The 20,434-nt window shown below is 71.1% G+C and carries 5 protein-coding genes; 3 read left to right on the forward strand and 2 right to left on the reverse strand.

Annotation, left to right across the window (positions count from 1 at the left end; translation table 11 throughout):
• Positions 1-4 precede the first annotated feature (4 nt).
• Genes J8M50_RS23025 through J8M50_RS23035 form a run of 3 tightly spaced genes read left to right on the forward strand, consistent with a single transcriptional unit; the run spans position 5 to position 18,520 of the window.
• Entirely contained in the window at positions 5-11,224 is an 11,220-nt protein-coding gene (locus J8M50_RS23025) for a type I polyketide synthase (protein ID WP_223786250.1), read from the forward strand.
• A 17-nt stretch (positions 11,225-11,241) separates the two neighbouring features.
• Positions 11,242-15,819, forward strand: a complete 4,578-nt coding sequence (locus J8M50_RS23030; RefSeq protein WP_010356040.1) for a type I polyketide synthase — start codon at positions 11,242-11,244, stop codon at positions 15,817-15,819.
• Between the two features lie 46 nt (positions 15,820-15,865).
• Positions 15,866-18,520: an AAA family ATPase gene (locus J8M50_RS23035; RefSeq protein ID WP_010356037.1), complete on the forward strand. Its 2,655-nt coding sequence runs from the start codon at positions 15,866-15,868 to the stop codon at positions 18,518-18,520.
• Between the two features lie 70 nt (positions 18,521-18,590).
• Here the strand turns inward: J8M50_RS23035 and J8M50_RS23040 are convergent, their stop codons facing one another.
• Both J8M50_RS23040 and J8M50_RS23045 read right to left on the reverse strand, forming a co-directional pair.
• The gene (locus J8M50_RS23040; protein ID WP_010356035.1) at positions 18,591-20,012 is read right to left on the reverse strand and encodes an NAD(P)/FAD-dependent oxidoreductase; all 1,422 of its coding nucleotides are present in this window, start codon (positions 20,010-20,012) and stop codon (positions 18,591-18,593) included.
• Entirely contained in the window at positions 20,009-20,422 is a 414-nt protein-coding gene (locus tag J8M50_RS23045) for a nuclear transport factor 2 family protein (RefSeq protein WP_010356034.1), read from the reverse strand. The genes J8M50_RS23040 and J8M50_RS23045 overlap by 4 nt, the downstream gene beginning before the upstream one ends.
• Between the last annotated feature and the right edge of the window lie 12 nt (positions 20,423-20,434).

Raw genomic sequence — 20,434 nt, forward strand, 5'->3', positions numbered from 1 at the left:
TCTCATGGCGAGTGAAGAGCAACTGGTCGACTACCTCAAGCGGGTCGCCGCCGAGCTGCACGACACCCGGCAGCGGCTGCGCGAGCTGGAGGAACGCCACCAGGAACCGGTGGCCGTCGTCGGCATGGCCTGCCACTTCCCCGGCGGCGTCGAGACCCCCGAGGACCTGTGGGACCTCGTCGCGGCCGGCGCCGACGCGATCGAACCCTTCCCCACCGACCGGGGCTGGGACCTGGAGCGCATCTACCACCCCGACCCCGAGAACCCCGGAACCTGCTACGTCCGCGAAGGCGGCTTCCTCGCCGGAGCGGACCGCTTCGACGCCGAGTTCTTCGGCTTCAGCCCCCGCGAAGCACTCGCCAGCAGCCCCCAGCTCCGCATCCTCCTGGAAACGGCATGGGAAGCCCTCGAACGCGCGGGGATCGCCCCCACCTCCCTCAAAGGCAGCCGGACCGGCGTCTACATCGGCTCCGGGACCACCGGCAACCAGACCCAGGGAGACCTCGAAGGCAAGTCCAGCGAGGGGTACGCGGGCACCGCACCCAGCGTCCTGTCCGGCCGTATCTCCTTCAACCTCGGCCTGGAGGGACCCGCCGTCACCGTCGAGACCGCGTGCTCCTCCTCGCTGGTCGCCATGCACCTCGCGGCACAGGCACTGCGACAGGGCGAGTGCGAACTCGCCCTCGCGGGCGGCGTCACCGTCACCTCGACACCCGAAGTGTTCACCGGCTTCGCCCGTCAACGCGGACTCGCCCCCGACGGCCGCTGCAAACCCTTCGCGGCGGCGGCCGACGGCACGGGCTGGGGCGAGGGCGCGGGACTCCTCGTCCTCGAACGCCTCTCCTCGGCCCGGCGCAACGGCCACCGCGTCCTCGCGCTGCTCCGGGGCTCGGCCGTCAACCAGGACGGCGCCTCCAACGGCTTCACCGCACCCAACGGACCGTCCCAACGCCGCGTCATACGACAGGCGTTGGCGAGCGCCCACCTCTCCACGTCCGAGATCGACGCCGTCGAGGCGCACGGCACCGGGACCCGGCTCGGTGACCCCATCGAGGCCGAGGCCCTCATCGCGACGTACGGCAAGGACCGCGAGGACGACCGGCCGTTGTGGCTCGGGTCGGTGAAGTCGAACATCGGGCACACGCAGGCGGCGGCGGGGGTCGCCGGGGTCATCAAGATGGTGATGGCACTGCGGCACGAGCTGCTCCCCGTCACCCTCAACGTCGATGAGCCGACTCCGCATGTGCAGTGGGACGGGGGTGGGGTGCGGTTGCTCACCGAGGCGGTGGAGTGGGAGCGGGGGGAGCGGGTTCGGCGGGCCGGGGTGTCGTCGTTCGGGATCTCGGGGACGAACGCGCACGTGATTCTGGAGGAGGCGCCGCTGTCTGATGAGGCTTCTTTGGCGGGGGAGGTTTCTTCGGTTGAGGAGCCTGAGCTGGTGCCGTGGGTTGTTTCCGCGCGGAGTGAAGCTGCACTGGAGGAACAGGTGCGGCGGGTGCGGGAGTTGGAGGCGTCGGCGGTCGAGGTGGGGTGGTCGCTGGTTACGACGCGGTCGGTGTTCGAGCACCGGGCCGTGATCGTGGACGGGGACGTGGTGTCGGGTGTGGCAGGGGATGTGGGTCCGGGTCCGGTGCTGGTGTTCCCTGGCCAGGGGTCGCAGTGGGTGGGAATGGGCGCCCAACTCCTCGACGAATCACCGGTGTTCGCAGATCGGATCGCGGAGTGCGAACAGGCCCTTGCGCCTCATGTGGGCTGGTCGCTCACTGAAGTGCTGCGGGGCGGCGGGGAGTTGGACCGTGTTGATGTGGTTCAGCCGGTCCTCTGGGCGGTGATGGTCTCCCTTGCCGCCGTTTGGGAGGGCTATGGCGTTCGTCCTGCCGCAGTGATTGGGCATTCACAGGGTGAGATAGCAGCTGCCTGTGTTGCGGGGGTGCTGTCGCTCCAGGACGCGGCGAGGATTGTTGCCGTTCGTAGTGATGCGCTCCGGCAGTTGCAGGGCCGGGGTGACATGGCCTCGATCGGCACCGGCCCGGACGAGGTGCGTGCGCTCATCGGCGATCATCGGCCGGGCGTGTCCGTCGCCGTTGTCAACAGCGCCTCCTCGACGGTCATTTCAGGGCCGCCCGGCGACATAGCGGCGGTGGTGTCCGAGGCTGAGGCGCGCGGACTGAGGGCACGCCTCATCGACGTCGGCTACGCCTCCCACAATGCTCAAATAGACGAACTCCGCGAGGAGTTGACCCGACGGCTCTCCGACGTCCACCCGGTCGCGGTGTCCGACGTGGCGTTCTACTCGACCGTCACCGCAGCCCGTATCGACACGGCCACTCTCGACACCGGCTACTGGGTCACCAACCTCCGCGAACAAGTCCGCTTCGCCGAGACCATCAAGGCACTCCAGGCCGACGGCTACCGCCTGTTCATCGAGGCCAGCCCCCACCCCGTCCTCGTCCTCCCCATGGAGGAGACCATCGACACCGGGACCATCGTCCCGACCCTGCGCCGAGACCACGGCACCACCCACCAACTCACCCTCGCCGCAGCCCAAGCCTTCACCGCAGGCGCCGACATCAACTGGCACCACTGGTTCCCCACACCCCCACACCCCATCGACCTCCCCACCTACCCCTTCCACCACCACCACCACTACTGGCTAGAGGTAGACACCCAGGGCGACGCCCGATCCATGGGGCTACGACGACTGGAGCACCCCCTCCTGCCCGCCATCCTCAGCCTCGCCGACGGCGCACTCGTCCTCACCGGTCGGCTCGCGGCGTCCAGCGGCTGGCTCGCCGAGCACGCGGTCGCCGGTACGGCACTCGTCCCCGGCGCCGCCCTGGTGGAGTGGGCGTTGCGCGCGGCCGACGAATCCGGCTGCGCGGGCCTTGAGGAACTCACCCTCCAGGCGCCCCTGGTGCTCCCGGAATCCGGGGGGCTACAGGTCCAGGTCGCCGTCGGTGCCGCCGACGAACAGGACGGGCGCCGGGAACTGAGCGTCTTCTCCCGCCCGGAGTCGGGCCACGACGAGAGCTGGACCTGCCACGCGGTCGGCGTCCTGACTCCCGAACCCGGGGACGCACCGGACGAGTTGAGCGGGCCGTGGCCCCCGGCGGGGGCCGAGGCGGTGGACATCGGTGACCTGTACGAGCGGGCGGCCTCGGCCGGCTACACCTACGGCCCGGCGTTCCAGGGCGTGCGCGCCGTGTGGCGGCACGGCCAAGACCTGCTGGCCGAGGTGGAGTTGCCCGGACGGACGGGCGCGGACGACGGGTTCGGTATCCATCCCGCGCTTCTGGACGCCGCCCTGCACCCCGCTCTGCTGCTCGACCCCGAGGACCCCGACGGGCAGGAACTCCGGCTGCCGTTCGCATGGACCGGGGTGTCCTTGTGGGCCACCGGTGCCACTGCCGCGCGGGTACGACTCTCCCCGCACGGCGACACGTTGCGGGTGACGGTGGCCGACTCCGCCGGAACGCCCGTGCTGGGCGTGGACTCCCTGGCGCTGCTCCCCGTCGACCCCGAGCGGCTGCGCTCGGCGGCTCGAACAGGGGTCGACGGGCTGTTCACCGTGGAGTGGACGTCCGTGTCCGGTACGGCAGTTGAGGACCTCGACTGCGTGACGCTCGGTCGCGACGTACCGGATCTGGCAGCGCTCTCGGAGGGGAGGATCCCCGCGACGGTCCTCGTCGAGGTCGGCGTACCGTCCGAGGGGACCGTGGACGAACGGGGGCGCGCGGTCACCGAGTACACCCTCCGCCTGATCCAGGACTGGCTAGCCGAACCGCGCCTCGCCGACGCCAGGCTCGTACTGATCACCCGTCAGGCGGTGGCGGTGCAGAACACCGAGTCCGTCGACGCCCCGGCCGCCGCCGTATGGGGGCTGATCCGCAGCGCGCAGGCCGAACACCCCGGTCAGTTCGTCCTGTTGGACACGGGCACGGGCACGGGCACGGATGCAGGCACAGATCCCGGTGGGGACCGTACGACCCTGGCGCGCGCCCTCGCCACCGGCGAGCCGCAACTCGCCGTACGCGAAGGCCGTCCGCTGGTCCCCCGCCTCACCCGCGCCACCCTCCCCGCGAGCACCGGTCCCGTCCTGGACCCCGACGGCGCCGTGCTGATCGCGGGCGGCACCGGCATGATGGGTGCGCTGGTCGCCGAACACCTGGTCCGCGCCTGGTCGGTACGGCGTCTCGTGCTCGCCGGGCGGCAAGGCCCCGACGCCCCCGGTGCCCGCGAACTCGCCGAGCGGCTCACCGGACTCGGCGCGGACGTCCGGATCGTCTCCGCCGACCTCGCGGACGCGCAGGCAACCGCCGAACTGGTCGCCTCCGTCGACCGGTTGACCGGGGTGATCCATGCCGCCGGGGTGCTGGACGACGCCGTCGTCACCGCCCAGAACTCCGACCGGCTGGCGACGGTCTGGGCGGCGAAAGCGAGCGTCGCCGCGCACCTCGACGCGGCCACCGCGCACCTTCCCCTGGCCCTGTTCCTCACCTTCTCCTCCGCCGCCGGCGTCCTCGGCAACGCCGGTCAGGCCGGGTACGCCGCCGCCAACGCCTTCGTCGACGCCCTCGTCACCCACCGCCGCGCCACCGGTCTGCCCGGCCTCTCCATCGCCTGGGGACTGTGGGCACGCGGCAGCGCCATGACCCGGCACCTCGACGACACCGACCTGGCCCGCCTGCGCGCGGGCGGCCTCAAACCTCTCCTCGACGACCAAGGGCTCGCCCTCCTCGACGCGGCCCGCGCCACCGCTGACGACACGCCCATGGTCGTCGCCGCAGGGGTCGACGTCCGCGCGCTCACCGCCGACAGCGTGCCGCCGATCCTGCGGAACGTGGCGGGGCGCATCCGGCGCCGGGCCGCGGTCGGCTCCGCCGCGGACCGTGCCGAACTGGAGACCCGGCTCGCCGGATTGGACGAGGACGGAAGGCTGCGCGTCGTCACCGACGTCGTACGCGAGTCTGTCGCCGAGATCCTCGGGTACCGCTCGGCGGACGACGTACGTGTCGAGGCGAACTTCAAGGACCTCGGCTTCGATTCGCTCACGGCCGTGCAACTGCGTAACCGGCTGTCGGCGGTCAGCGGGGTGCGGTTGCCCGCGACGATCGTCTTCGATCATCCGACGCCCCGGGGGCTTGCCGCGTACCTCGACACCCGGCTCGGGGGTCGGGTGTCGGCCGCGCCCGTCGCGGTTCCCGTGTCGACCGGCGACGATCCGATCGCCATCGTCTCCATGGCCTGCCGCTTCCCCGGGGGCGTGAACTCACCGGAAGAGTTGTGGGAGTTGGTCGTCGGGGGTGTCGACGCGATGGGCGCGTTCCCCACCGACCGGGGGTGGGACCTGGAGAACCTCTTCCATCCCGATCCCGATCATCCCGGGACCAGTTACGCCGACGAAGGCGCCTTCCTGCCCGATGCGGGGGATTTCGATGCGGGGTTCTTCGGGATCAATCCGCGTGAGGCGTTGGCGATGGATCCGCAGCAGCGGTTGTTGCTGGAGACGTCGTGGGAGGTGCTGGAGCGGGCGGGGATCGATCCGACGTCGCTGAAGGGGAGCCGGACCGGGACCTATGCGGGGGTGATGTATCACGACTACGCGGCCGGACTCACGGATGGGGACGGGTACGCCATGTTGGCCGGGGCCGGGAGTGTGGTGTCGGGGCGGGTGGCCTACACGCTCGGTCTGGAAGGGCCGACGATGACCGTCGATACGGCGTGTTCCTCGTCGCTGGTCGCTATTCATCTGGCCTCGCAGGCTTTGCGGCAGGGGGAGTGCGATCTCGCTCTCGCCGGGGGTGTCACCGTCATGGCTACGCCCGAGGTGTTCGTCGGGTTCTCGCGGCAGCGGGGGATGGCTCCCGATGGGCGATGCAAGTCGTTCGCTGCTGCGGCTGATGGGACGGGGTGGGGGGAGGGGGTTGGGCTCGTGCTGTTGGAGCGGTTGTCGGATGCTCGGCGGAATGGGCATCGGGTGTTGGCGGTGGTGCGGGGGTCGGCCGTCAATCAGGACGGGGCTTCGAATGGGTTGACCGCGCCTAATGGGCCTTCGCAGGAGCGGGTGATTCTGGCGGCGTTGGCCAGTGGGGGGCTCTCGACCGGGGACGTGGATGTGGTGGAGGGGCATGGGACGGGGACCACGCTCGGGGATCCGATCGAGGCGGGGGCGCTTCTCGCTACGTATGGGCAGGGGCGTGAGGTTCCGCTTCTTCTGGGGTCGGTGAAGTCGAATATCGGGCATACGCAGGCGGCTGCTGGGGTCGCCGGGGTTATCAAGATGGTGATGGCTTTGCGTCGGGGGGTGGTGCCGGGGAGTTTGCATGTGGATGCTCCTTCGCCGTTCGTTGAGTGGGAGTTGGGTGCTGTGCGGGTGGTGGGGGAGAACGAGGCGTGGCCTGAGGTGGGGCGGGTGCGGCGGGCTGGGGTGTCGTCGTTCGGGGCTTCGGGGACGAATGCGCATCTGGTTGTGGAGCAGGTGCCGGAGGAGGAGGGGGCTGTCGAGCGGCGTGAGGGGGGTGTGGTGCCGTGGGTTGTGTCCGCTCGGAGTGAGGGGGCGATGCGTGCGTTGGTGGGGCGGCTGGTCGGGTGGGGTGGGTCTTCTGCCGACATTGGTTGGTCGTTGTTGAGGGGGCGGGCGGTGCAGGAGTGGCGGGGGGTTGTGTTGGGGGGTGGGGCGGAGGTTTTGGCTGAGGGGGAGGTGACGCAGAAGGGGGAGACGGTCTGGTTGTTCAGTGGGCAGGGGAGTCAGGTCGTCGGGATGGGGGCCGGGTTGTATGAGCGGTTTCCTGTGTTTGCCGAGGTGTTCGATGAGGTGTGTGACCTCTTAGGGGGCTCGCTGAGGGAGACGGTTTTCCGGGGGCCGCAGGAGTTGTTGGATCGTACGGAGTGGGCTCAGACCGGGTTGTTTGCGGTACAGGTGGCTCTGGCTCGGCTCTGGGAGTCCGTTGGTGTGAAGCCGGATGTGGTGATCGGGCATTCGGTGGGCGAGATTGCGGCGGCGTACGTCGCCGGGGTGTTCGATCTCGCGGATGCGTGCAAGGTCGTGAGTGCGCGGGCTCGTTTGATGGGTGCTCTTCCTGAGGGCGGGGCGATGTGTGCAATTGAGGCCACGCGGGGGGAGGTTGAAGAGGCTGGTGTGAGTATTGCGGCCGTGAACTCGGGTGACTCCACGGTGATTTCCGGTTCCGTCGGCGAGGTGGAGCGGGTTGCGGAGGCGTGGCGGCGGAAAGGGCGCCGTACGAAGCGGCTTCAGGTGAGCCATGCTTTCCATTCCGCGTTGATGGAGCCGATGCTCGACGACTTCGCTGAGGTCCTGAGCGGCGTCGCCTTCAAAGAGCCGTCTCTTCCGCTGCTGAGCAATGTGTCCGGCACGCTCGCGGGGGCGGAGATCGCGACCCCGGAATACTGGGTGCGGCACGTTCGTCAGCCGGTTCTCTTTCAGCCCGCGATTGCTGAAGTCGCTGACAGGGCTGGTGTGTTCGTGGAGATCGGGCCCGGTCCGGTGCTGATCACGGCTGCTCAGCACACGCTGACTACAACTCCGGTTCTCACCGCGTCCCTTGCCGAAGGCCGTCCGGACGACGTTGCTTTCATGCAGGCGATGGGGCGTCTCTACACCGCTGGATATTCCGTCGATTGGTCGCCCTTCTTCCCCACCGACCCCGCGCCCCAGATCGTCGACCTCCCCACCTACCCCTTCCAACGCCAACGCTTCTGGCTGACCCCCAAGAAGACGGCCCCGGGAGAACTCGGCCACCCCCTCCTGGACACGGCAGTAGACCTGGCCGACCGCAGTTCCCGCGTGTTGACGGGGCGCGTGTCCCGGTCGGGAGCGCCGTGGTTGGTGGATCACGAGGTGGGGGGTGTGGTGTTGGTGCCGGGGGCTGCGTTGGTGGAGTGGGCGCTCAGGGCCGGGGACGAGGTGGGGTGTGCTGTGGTGGAGGAACTGGCCTTGCAGGCGCCCATGGTTGTGCCGTCGGACTCGGCTCTTCGTGTTCAGGTCGTGGTGGACGAGGGTGATGGTGACGGGCGTCGCGAGGTGCGTGTCTACGGCCGTTCCGACGACGAATGGACGTGCCACGCAACCGGCGTTCTGGCTCCGGAGCCTCCCGAACCTCCTACGGCAACCTCCTGGCCCCCGCCCGGCGCCGACCCCATCGACGTGACCGACTTCTACACCCGCACCGCCTCCCTCGGTTACGCCTACGGCCCCGCCTTCCAGGGCCTGCACGTGGCCTGGCGCCACGGCGACGACCTCTACGCGGAGGTCACCCTCCCCGAAGCCGCCGGCTCCCCGGACGGGTACGGCATCCACCCCGCCCTCCTGGATGCCACCCTCCACGCGGCCCTCCTCCTCACCCGGCCCGAAGGTGACGGCGAGATCTGGCTTCCCTTCAGCTGGAACAACGTCTCCTTGCGAGCGGAGAACGCCAGAACTGTTCGAGTGCACCTTTCCTCGGGTGAACCAGGTGAACCAGACGAACACCAACGCGAGATCCACCTCCACGCCACCGACACCGCCGGAACGAACGTCCTGACCGTCGGCTCGGTCACCCTCCGCCCCGTCGACGTCACCCAGTTGCGAACCCACGACGAGGGCCTGTTCACGGTGGAGTGGGCACCCCTCCCGACCCCGGAAGCGGACGCCGAGGACCCCGTCGTCCTGATCGCCGACGGCGCTGAACTCCCCGCCGTCGACCGAGTGCTGGCCGAGATACAGGCGTACCTCGCCGCCCCCGACGAACCCCGCCCCCTGCTGATCGTGACCCGGCGTGCGGTGTCCCCCGACGGTGCCGACGTGGATCCGACAGCCGCAGCCGTCTGGGGCCTGGTCCGCAGCGCGCAGTCGGAGCACCCGGGACGTCTCCTCCTCCTGGACACGGACGCCGACATCCCCCGGACCGCTCCCGCCCTCGACGAACCCCAACTCGCCCTGCGTGACGGCACGTTCTACGCCCCCCGCCTCGTCCCCACCCGTTCCCTGCCCCCCGACCGGGCCTGGCGGCTCGACAAGGGCGCCGACGACACCCTGGAGACCATCGCCCCGATCCCCTACCCCGAGGTCACCGCACCCCTCGCCCCCGGCGAGGTCCGCCTCGGCATCCACGCCGCCGGTATCAACTTCCGTGACGTGCTGGTCGCGTTGGGCATGGTCCCGGGACAGATCGGGCTGGGCGGTGAGGGAGCCGGTGTCGTGACGGAGGTGGGGCCCGGCGTCACCCATCTCGCGGTCGGTGACCCCGTGATGGGCGTACTGCGCGGCTCCTTCGGCCCGTTGGCCGTCACGGACACGCGCATGATCGCTCCGGTTCCCGAAGGGTGGAGCGCGCGGCAGGCGGCGGCCGTGCCGGTCGCGTACCTGACGGCCTGGTACGGGCTGGTGGAAGTGGCCCAACTCCAGCTGGGCGAGCGGGTGTTGATCCACGCCGCGACGGGCGGGGTCGGGATGGCGGCCGTGCAGATCGCCCGACATCTGGGCGCCGAGGTGTTCGCGACCGCGAGTCCCGCCAAGCATGCTGTGCTGGAGGAGTTGGGGATCGACGAGGCGCATCGGGCGTCTTCGCGGGAGTTGGGGTTCGCGGAGAAGTTCGGGCGCGTGGACGTCGTACTCAACAGCCTCACCGGTGACTTGATCGACGAGTCTTTCCAACTCCTCGGTGCGGGTGGGCGGTTCCTGGAGATGGGGAAGACCGATCTCCGGGACCCCGATGCGTACCCGGGCATCGCGTACACGGTGTACGACCTGGTCACCGATGCCGGGCCCGATCTCATCAGCCGGATGTTCGGCGAACTCGGTGCGCTGTTCGACTCCGGTCGGCTCGCGCCGCTTCCTGTGCGTGCCTGGCCGGTTGGGCAGGCCCGTGAGGCGTTCCGGTTCATGAGTCAGGCGCAGCACACCGGGAAGCTGGTGCTCGATGTGCCCCATGCCCTCGACCCCGAGGGGACGGTGCTGATCACCGGAGGGACGGGGGCGTTGGGACAGGCCATCGCCGAGCATCTGGTGAACGAGTGGGGTGTGCGGCGGTTGGTGCTGGCGAGTCGGAGCGGGGGCGGCGAGGGTGCCGCGGAGGGGCTGGACGCCGATGTGTCGTTCGCGGCCTTGGACGTCACCGATGCGGATGCCGTGGCCGAACTCGTCGCGTCCATTGAGGGGTTGACCGGCGTCATTCATGCCGCTGGTGTCCTGGACGATGCCGTTGTCACCGCTCAGACGCCGGAGAGCCTGGCGAAAGTGTGGGCCGTCAAGGCGGCCGGTGCGCGTCATCTCCACGAGGCGACACGGGACTTGGGGCTCGACCTGTTCGTGGTGTTCTCCTCGGCCGCCGCCACCCTCGGCAGTCCCGGCCAGGCCAACTACGCGGCGGCCAACGCCTATTGCGACGCCCTGATGCAACACCGCCGGGCCGAAGGGCTCCCCGGCCTCTCCATCGGCTGGGGCATGTGGCAGAGCGGCATGACCGCCGGGCTCGGTGACACCGACCTGGCGCGGATGCGGCGCGGTGGCGTCAGGGCGATGAGTGCCGAGAAGGGGCTCGCCCTGTTCGACGCCGCGTACCGGCACGGCCGGCCCCACCTGATCGCCGCCGACCTCGACACGCGCGCCCTCGCGGGGAAGTCCCCGCTGCTTCCGGCCCGGGACAGCGGGCGGGGTTCCGGGCGGCCTGCCGCGTCCGTCGCCCGGCAGGACACCGACCTCGTCGGGAGGCTCGCCCTGTTGACCGAGGAGGAGCAGCACCGCACCCTCCTCGACCTCGTCCGTACGCACGCCGCAGCGGTTCTCGGGCATGCCGGTGCCGACGCCGTGCGGGCCGAAGTCCCCTTCCAGGACCTCGGGTTCGACTCCCTCACCGCCGTCGAACTGCGCAACAGGCTGGCCGCCGTCACCGGGCTGAGGCTGCCCTCCACGTTCGTCTTCCGCCATCCCACGCCGACCGCGATCGCGGGAGAGCTGCGGGAGCGGCTGTGTCCTGCGGCGAGCGACCCGTCGGCCCCGCTCTTCGGCGAGCTGGACCGGCTGGAGACGGTCCTCGTGGGGCATCCGTACGACGCGCAGACGCGCGGGCGGCTCGCGGCGCGCCTCCAGAGCCTGCTGTGGCGTCTGGACGACACCCCGGCGGGCGACGACACACCGGCGGGCGCCGTCGCCGCCGACAACGGGCACCTCGACTCCGCGTCCGACGACGAGCTGTTCGAGCTGATCGACCGAGACCTTCCGTCCTGACCAGGAGTGGAGCAGACATGCCGGGCACGGAGGACAAGCTTCGCCACTATTTGAAACGGGTCACGGCAGACCTCGGCCAGACCCGCCAGCGGCTGCGCGACATAGAGGAACGCGGCCGGGAACCGGTGGCCGTCGTCGCGATGGCCTGCCGTTACCCCGGTGGGGTGACCTCCCCCGAGGAGCTGTGGGACCTCGTCGCCTCGGGCCGCGACGCCATCGAGGAGTTCCCCACCGACCGTGGCTGGGACCTGGGCGGCCTCTACCACCCCGACCCCGACCACCAGGGCACCACCTACGTCCGCGAAGCCGGATTCCTGCGCCACGCCACGGACTTCGACGCGGACTTCTTCGGCATCAACCCCCGCGAGGCCCTCGCCACCGACCCCCAGCAGCGCACGCTCCTCGAAGTGGCCTGGGAACTCTTCGAACGCGCCGGCATCGACCCCGCCACCCTCAAGGACACGCCCACCGGCGTGTACGCGGGTGTCTCCAGCCAGGACTACATGTCCGGCTCCGGAGTGCCGAAGGCCGTCGCCGGGTACGCCACCACCGGCACCCTCTCCAGCGTCATCTCCGGGCGTATCGCCTACACCTTCGGCCTCACGGGGCCGGCCGTCACCCTCGACACCGCCTGCTCGGCCTCCCTCGTCGCGATCCACCTCGCCTGCCAGGCGCTCCGGCAGGGGGAGTGCTCGCTCGCTCTCGCCGGGGGCGTCACCGTGCTGTCCACGCCCACCGCGTTCGTCGAGTTCGCCCGCCAGCGGGGGCTGGCGCCGGACGGGCGGTGCAAGGCGTTCGCCGAGGCCGCGGACGGTACGGGGTTCTCCGAAGGGGCCGGGCTCGTCCTCCTCGAACGCCTCTCCGACGCGCGGCGCAACGGGCATCGGGTTCTCGCGGTCGTACGGGGGTCCGCCGTCAACCAGGACGGGGCGAGCAACGGGCTCACCGCGCCCAATGACGTCGCCCAGGAGCGGGTCATCCGGCAGGCCCTGGCCAACGCCCGGGTCACGCCGGACACCGTGGACGCCGTCGAGGCGCACGGTACGGGGACCACGCTCGGGGATCCGATCGAGGCGGGGGCGCTGGTCGCCACGTACGGGCAGGGGCGTGAGGTTCCGCTCCTCCTGGGGTCGGTGAAGTCGAACATCGGGCATACGCAGGCCGCTGCCGGGGTCGCCGGGGTCATCAAGATGGTGATGGCGCTTCGGCATGGGCTTCTGCCCGCGTCCCTGCACATCGATCGGCCCACGTCTCATGTCGAGTGGGAAGGCGTCCGGGTTCTCACCGAATCCGCTCCTTGGCCCCGGGGGGATCGGCCTCGTCGTGCGGGGGTTTCCTCGTTCGGGATCAGTGGGACGAACGCGCACTTGATTCTGGAGCAGACGCCTGAGGAGGAGGGGGTTGTCGAGCGGTGTGAGGGGGGTGTGGTGCCGTGGGTGGTGTCGGCTCGGAGTGCGGCGGCGTTGCGGGAGCAGGTGGGGCGGTTGGGTGGGGTGCGGGGGTCTCACGTTGATGTGGGGTGGTCGTTGTTGAGGGGGCGGGCGGTGCAGGAGTGGCGGGGGGTTGTGTTGGGGGGTGGGGCGGAGGTTTTGGCTGAGGGGGAGGTGGCTCGTAGGGGGGAGGTGGTGTGGTTGTTCAGTGGGCAGGGGAGTCAAGTCGTGGGGATGGGGGCCGGGTTGTATGAGCGGTTCCCGGTGTTTGCCGAGGCGTTTGACGAGGTGTGTGACCTCTTAGGGGGGTCGCTGAGGGAGACGGTTTTCCGGGGGCCGCAGGAGTTGTTGGATCGTACGGAGTGGGCTCAGGTCGGGTTGTTTGCGGTGCAGGTGGCTTTGGCCAGGCTTTGGGAGTCGGTGGGGGTTAAGCCGGATGTGGTGATCGGGCATTCGGTGGGCGAGATTGCGGCGGCGTACGTCGCCGGGGTGTTCGATCTCGCGGATGCGTGCAGGGTCGTGGGTGCGCGGGCTCGTTTGATGGGTGCTCTTCCTGAGGGTGGGGCGATGTGTGCAATTGAGGCCACGCGGGGGGAGGTTGAAGAGGCTGGCGTGAGTATTGCCGCCGTGAACTCGGGTGACTCCACGGTGATTTCCGGTTCCGTCGGCGAGGTTGAGCGGGTTGCGGCGATGTGGCGTGAGCGTGGCAGGAGGGTGAAGCGGCTTCAGGTGAGCCATGCTTTCCACTCGGCACTCATGGAGCCGATGCTCGACGACTTCGCCGAAGTCTTGGGCGGCGTCGCCTTCAAGGAGCCGTCTCTTCCGCTGCTGAGCAATGTGTCCGGCACGCTCGCGGGGGCGGAGATCGCGACCCCGGAATACTGGGTGCGGCACGTTCGTCAGCCGGTTCTCTTCCAGCCCGCGATTGCTGAAGTCGCTGACAGGGCTGGGGTGTTCGTGGAGATCGGGCCCGGTCCGGTGCTGATCACGGCCGCTCAGCACACCCTGACCACCGAACCTGTGCTTACGGCTTCGCTCGCCGAAGGCTGGCCGGACGATGTCGCGTTCATGCAGGCGATGGGACGTCTCTACACCGCCGGGTACTCCGTCGACTGGTCCGTGTTCTTCCCCACCGACCCCGCGCCCCAGATCGTCGACCTCCCCACCTACCCCTTCCAACGCCAACGCTTCTGGCTAGCTGACCTCAAGGAACCCGAAGTCGCGGCCCAGGCCGACGAAGTGGGGTTCTGGGCGGCTGTTGAAGGCGGTGACGTCGAGGCGTTGTGCGACACCCTTCATCTCAAGAACGACGTGCAGCGGTCGGCTTTGGGGACCGTGTTTCCGGTGCTGGCGGAGTGGCGGCGGGAACGGAGTGAGCGGCAGGTCGTCGACGGGTGGCGTTATCGGGTCGATTGGCGGCGCGTTGAGCTTTCCGCGTCCGATGCTCCGGGGGCCTGGGTGGTCGTGGCGCCCGATCGTGAGGGCTGGACTCGGGTGGTCGTCCAGGAGTTGGAGGCCGCCGGGGGCGCGGTGACCGTCGTCGGGGTCGGTTCCGATCGTGCGGAGACGGCTGCGCTTCTGCGCTCGGTGAGTGGTGACGGTCCGCCCCTCGCCGGGGTGCTTTCGCTCCTCGCTCTCGCACCGGGCGGTGGGGCGTCCTCCACCCTGACGTTGCTGCACGGGCTTCTGGATTCGGGTCTTGATACGTCCCTGTGGTGTGTCACCCGGGGGGCCGTGTCCTGTGGTGGTGCCGATCCGGTGGTGTCTCCGGCTCAGGCCGCTGTCTGGGGGCTCGGCAGGGTTGCGGCTCTGGAGCATCCGCAGCTGTGGGGTGGGCTGGTGGATCTGCCCTCCAGGGCGGAGGTGCTCGACTCGGGTGCTCTGTACGGGGTGCTGTGCGGCGGCGGTGGTGAGGACCAGGTCGCCTTGCGCGAGGGCGGGGTCTTCGGGCGGCGGCTGGTCGCGGAGTCGCCCGGCGACGAGCTTTCCGACGACTGGCAGCCCGCCGGGCCCGTCCTGGTCACCGGTATGGTCGCCCCGCTCGTCGACCACGTCACGCGGTGGCTGGACGAGATCGGCGCCGAGCCCGTCGTAGAGGCCGACGTTCCCGTGCGGACGGTCGTCCACACCTCGCTGCCCGGCGCGCTCGCGCCCTTGGCCGAGGTCACTCCCCAGGCCCTCGGCGAGGCTGTCGCGGCGGCCCTGACGCTGGGGGAGCGGTCCGCGGAGACCGTGCTGTTCTTCTCCTCCGCTGCGGCCACGCTCGGCGGCAGCGGCCACGGCGTGTACGCCGCTGCCAACGCCTGCCTCGACGCGCTGGCCCAGCGGCACGAGGGTCCCCGTACGGTGTCGGTCGGGTGGGGGGTGTGGGATCTGCCGGACGCCACGGACGCCACGGACGCCACGGACGCCCCCGACGTCACGACCCCCGCCTCCCTCTCCCGTCGTCAAGGCCTCCCCCCGCTCTCCCCCCACCTCGCCCTCAAAGCACTCCGCACCGCCCTCGCAGGCCCCCCGGGTCACACCCTCGTCGCCGACATCGAGTGGGAACGCCTCACCCCCCTGTTCACCCTGGCCCGCCCCACCCGCCTCTTCGACGCGATCCCCGCAGCCGTATCCGTCCTGGAAGCCTCCCCGGAGAACACGGAGACGTCCTCGGCGCTGCGGCGTGACCTGGCCGCGCTCCCCGCGCGTGACCGCGTCGGCGTGCTCCTGGACCTCGTACGCACCCAGGTCGCGGGCGTCCTGCGCTACGAACCGGGGCGGACGGTGCGGGCGGAGCGGGCGTTCAAGGACCTGGGGTTCGACTCCCTCGTGGCGGTGGAGCTGCGTAACCGGCTGCGTGCCGCCACCGGGCTGCGGCTGCCCGCGACGCTGGTGTACGACCACCCCACCCCCCGCGCCCTCGCGGAGCACCTCCTCGAACGGGTCATGCCCGACGGAGCGCTCCCCCCGGTCACGCGGCTGGACGAGGTGGCGGCGGCCCTCGACGGACTCCCGCCCGACGATCCGCGCCGCAGGGAACTGGTCCGGCGGTTGCGGGCCCTGCTGCGCAAGGAGTCCGACGCGGCGGAGCCGGACGGCCGGTCCGAGCCGGACGACCTGTCCGACGCGGACGCCGACCACATGTTCGCGCTGATCGACCGCGAGTGGGGCGCACGATGACGTACGCCGCACGGGACTACAGGTGACCACGGAAACGAGGTGAGCGGTGAACCTGGTGGAACGGACCGACGAACTGGCCGCCTTGCACGGCGTCTTCGACTGCTCCCCCTACGTCCGCGGCAGACTGGTGGTGCTCAGCGGAGCCGTCGCCACCGGCAAGACCGCGCTGCTGCGGGCCTGGACGGACCGGCTGAGCCGCGGCGGCGCCCTGGTGCTGACCGCCACCGCCTGCCGGGCCGAACGCGCTCTCGCCCTGGGCGTCCTGGAACAGCTCCTGCGCAGCCCCGGCCTGCCCGCCCCGACCACCGCGCGCACGCTGGCCTGGCTCGACGGGGCCGGAGCCGACAGCGGCGGCACCCTGACCGCGCCCGCCCTGCGCGGACTGTGCGAGGAACTGCGGGCCATGGCCGCCGTACGGCCCGTCGTGATCGCCGTCGACGACGCGCACCACGCGGACACGGCGTCGCTGCACTTCCTGCTGTACCTGGTCCGGCGGCTGCGGTCGGCGCGGCTCCAGGTGATCTTCACCGAGCACGCCCAGTGGAAGGTCGCCAACGCCCTGCTGGGCAGCGAGTTCCTGCGCGAACCCAGCCTGCGCCGGATCCGCCTGGAGCCGCTGTCGAAGGCCGGCGTCGAGGCCCTCCTCGCGCAGCACCTGGACGAGCGGACCGCGCAGGACCTCACCCCGGCCGTCCACGGCATGACCGCCGGCTACCCCCTCCTCGTCCAGGCGCTCATCGAGGACCACCGCGCCACCGGCGGCCCCGGGGAGGCGTACGGCCGGGCGGTGCTGAGCTTCCTGTACCGGCACGAGGAGCCGTTCACGCAGGTCGCACGCGCCGTCGCCATGCTGCGGGGGCACGCGGGGCCGATGCTGGTGGGGCGGCTCCTCGACCTGGACGTGGCGTCCGTGGGCCGGGCCGTGCACCAGCTCACCGTCGCGGAGGTCCTGCACGACGGCCGCCTGTGCCATCCGGCGTTCGAGGCGGCCGTGCTGGACGGGATGCCGACGGACGAGCGCCGCGCGCTGCACCGCAGGGTCGCGGCCCTGCTGTACGAGGAGGGCGCGCCCGCGACCGAGGTCGCCGCCCACCTCGCCGCCGCCGACCGGTCGGACGCCCCGTGGGCGGTCCCCGTCTTCCAGGAGGCGGCCCGGCTCGTCCTGGACGACGACCAGGTGGAGACCGGCATCGGCTACCTGCGCGCCGCCCACCGCCGCTGCCGCAGCCCCGAGCAGCGGGCCGCCGTCGTCGGCGCGCTCGCCGACGCCGAATGGCGCCTGGACCCGGCGAAGGTCCTGCGCCACCTCTCCGAACCCGCGACCCCGGACAGCCCTGACAGCCCTGACAGCCCGCCGTCCCTGCCCACCCACCTGCTGTGGCACGGCCGTGTCGACGAGGGCCTCGACGCGATCGGCGCGGCCCCCGTCAACACCGCCGACCTGGACACGCCGTGGCTGTGGGGCGCCTTCCTCTACCCCGGCCACGTCAAGGAGCGCCTCGGCGCCGGCGCCGTACCCCCGCAGCGCGCCGCCGCGCCGCCCGCGCTCACGCCCGAACTCCAGGGCGCGGGAACCCTGTTGAACGACCTCCTGCACGGCGACGAACACGACGCCACCGAGGCCGCCGAACGCGCCCTCAACCGCTACCGGCTCGGCCCGCGGACCGTCGCGGTCCAGTCGGCGGCCCTCGCCGCCCTCACCTACCGCGACCGGCCGTACCGGGCCGCCGCCTGGTGCGAGGGGTTCGTGGCGCAGGCCCGGGAGCGCAACAGCCCCACCTGGCAAGCCCTGTTCACCGCGTGGCGGGCCCTGATCCACCTGCGGCAGGGCGACCCGGCCGCCGCCGCGCGCCGCGCACAGACCGCCCTCGACCTCCTCGGCCCCAAGAGCTGGGGCGCGGCGGTCGGCCTCCCGCTGGCGGTCGCCGTCCAGGCCGAGACCGCCCTCGGCGACGTCGACCGTGCCGCCGCCCTCCTCGAACGGCCCGTCCCCCAGGCCATGTTCCAGACCCGCACCGGCCTGCACTACCTCGCCGCACGAGGCCGCTACCACCTCGCCACCGGCTGCTACTACGCCGCCCTGAGCGACTTCTACGCCTGCGGGAAACGCATGAGTGGCTGGGGCGTCGACCTCCCCGCCCTCGAACCGTGGCGCCTCGGCGCCGCCGAAGCCCACCTGGCCCTCGGCGATGCCCTGATGGCTCGTCAACTCATCGGGGAGCAGCTGGCGTTGCCCACCCCGGCCCGAGGCCGCACCCGGGGCATGACCTTGCGCCTGCTGGCGGCGGCCTCCCCCGCACCCCGCCGGACGGAACTCCTCGCCGAAGCCGTCGCCGCCCTCCACGACAGCGGTGACGCCTACGAACTCGCGCGCGCCGTCGCCGACCAGAGCGCCGCCGTCCGCGCCGCCGGAGACCCCGAACGCGCCCGCCACCTCGACCGCAAGGCCCAGCTCCTCGCCCGCCGCTGGACCAGCGGCACCCCCCTGCCGACGCCGGCCGACACCCCGCCCGAGGACGTCCCCGAGACCCAACTCACCAGCGCGGAACGCCGCGTGGCCGAACTCGCCGCCGACGGCTACACCAACCGCGAGATCTCCCGGAAGCTGTACGTCACGATCAGCACCGTCGAACAGCACCTGACCCGGATCTACCGCAAGCTCAACGTCAAGCGCCTCGACCTCCAAGTGGTCCTGCGCTGAAAGAGGCGCTGAAAGAGAGAGGCGGCCCCGGCAGGAGCCGCCTCCACCACGCGCGCTGCATCAGGACGCGTCAGGACGGCGCGACCGTCGCCGCGTCGAGGTTCACCACCGCCAGCTCCTGCGCACTCAGCGGCGGAGCCGTCAGCTCCGGGAGCCGCTCACCGGCCCGCATCGCCATCAGCATCCGGTTCGAACCCAGGTCGCTCTGCGGCGCGTTGAGGCTCATCACCTCCGTCACGATCGCCGACGCCTTCGCCGACCGCAACGACGCCGTCGTGATCGCCTCCGCGAACCGCAGCCGCTGCTCCGCGTCCACCCCGTACAGCCGGGCGTCCGACGCGTCGACACGGCAGCCGACGTAGTCGATGTCCTTCGTCGCCGCCAGGATCCACGGATCGTCCACCGCCGCACTGACCGCCCGCTGAAGCGCGTGCGCCGACCCCACCCCCCTGCCGAGCTCCCGGTCGAGGGTGTCCGCGCAGCGCGCCGCCGAACTCATGCCGTGCCCGTAGACCGGGTTGAACGCGCTCAACGAGTCCCCGACCACGACCAGCCCCTCGGGCCACCCCGCCGACCGCTCCGGATAGATACGGCGGTTCGCCCCGGACCGCGAACCGAACAGCGGGGTCAGCGGCTCGGCGTCCCGCAGCAGATCCGCGATGATCGGATGGCTCAACCCCTGCGCGAACCCGACGAACTCCTCTTCCCGGCTGGGGAGTTGGGCCCCACGCGTGCAGGACATCGTGGCCAGCCACCGGCCGCCCTCCACCGGATAGACCACCCCGAACCGCCCCGGCTCCCCCCGCTTCTCGTCACTGGCCACGTTCACGGCGGGAAACCGCAGCGTCGCCCCCGGCGGCGCCCGGAACAGCCGCGTCGCGTACGCGACCCCCGCGTCCACGACGTCCTCCTCCAGCGGCGGCACCCCGAGCGCCGCCAGCCACGGCCGCAGCCGCGACGCGCGACCCCCCGCGTCGACCACGAGATCGGCCACCAGCCGCTCCGTACGACCGGTCTCGACGTCACGGACGACGACACCGCTCACCCGCCCCGCGTCACCGAGGAGTTCGACGGCCTCCGTCCGCTCCCGCACCGTGATGTTCCCGGCGGCGAGCGCCTCCCGGCGCACGGTCAGGTCGAGCAGGGGACGCGTGGCGACGATCGCGAACTGCGTCTCGGGGAACCGGTACTGCCAGCCCTGCGCGGTCAGCGTCAGCAGATCCTCGGGGAACCCCAGCCGCCGCGCCCCCGCAGCCAGCAGCCGATCGGTCGTACCGGGAAGCATCTTCTCGATCAGCCGGGCCCCGTTCGACCACAGCAGATGCGCGTGCCGCCCCTGCGGCACCCCCTTGCGGTGCTCCGGCGCCTCGGGGAGCGCGTCACGCTCCACGACGGTCACGGCCTCCGCGTGCCGGGCCAGGACATGCGCCGCCAGCGTGCCCGCCATGCTGGCGCCCACCACGACGACGTGCGCGGGCCGGATGCCGCTCATGCGCGCACCCCTTCCGGGCCGGTGACGGTGGCGAACTCCTCGATGGTCACGTCCGTGACCCCCCAGTACGCGTCGACCTTGACGCCGAGCCCGTTCTCGTCCAGCTCGACGATGCCGATCACCCGGAACGTCATCGGCTTCGGCCGCTGGACCGTGATCGTGCTGTACACCGCCACGAACCGCTCGTCCATCGACGACACCGGAGGCCCCGGCACCTCGTGCGTACCGCACTCCACCGCCAGCTCCAGATGCCTGCGCAGATCGCCCTTGCCCACCATCGGCGGCCGGCCCACCGGATCCGCGAAGACGACGTCGTCCGTGAACAGGTCCAGGACACCCTCGATGTCACCGGCGTTGATGCGCTCGGCGTAGTCGACGACCATCCTCTTGCACGCGGCCTCGTCAGGCATAGCACCTCCAGG

The sequence above is a fragment of the Streptomyces acidiscabies genome, assembly GCF_020010905.1.
GTDB lineage: Bacteria > Actinomycetota > Actinomycetes > Streptomycetales > Streptomycetaceae > Streptomyces > Streptomyces acidiscabies.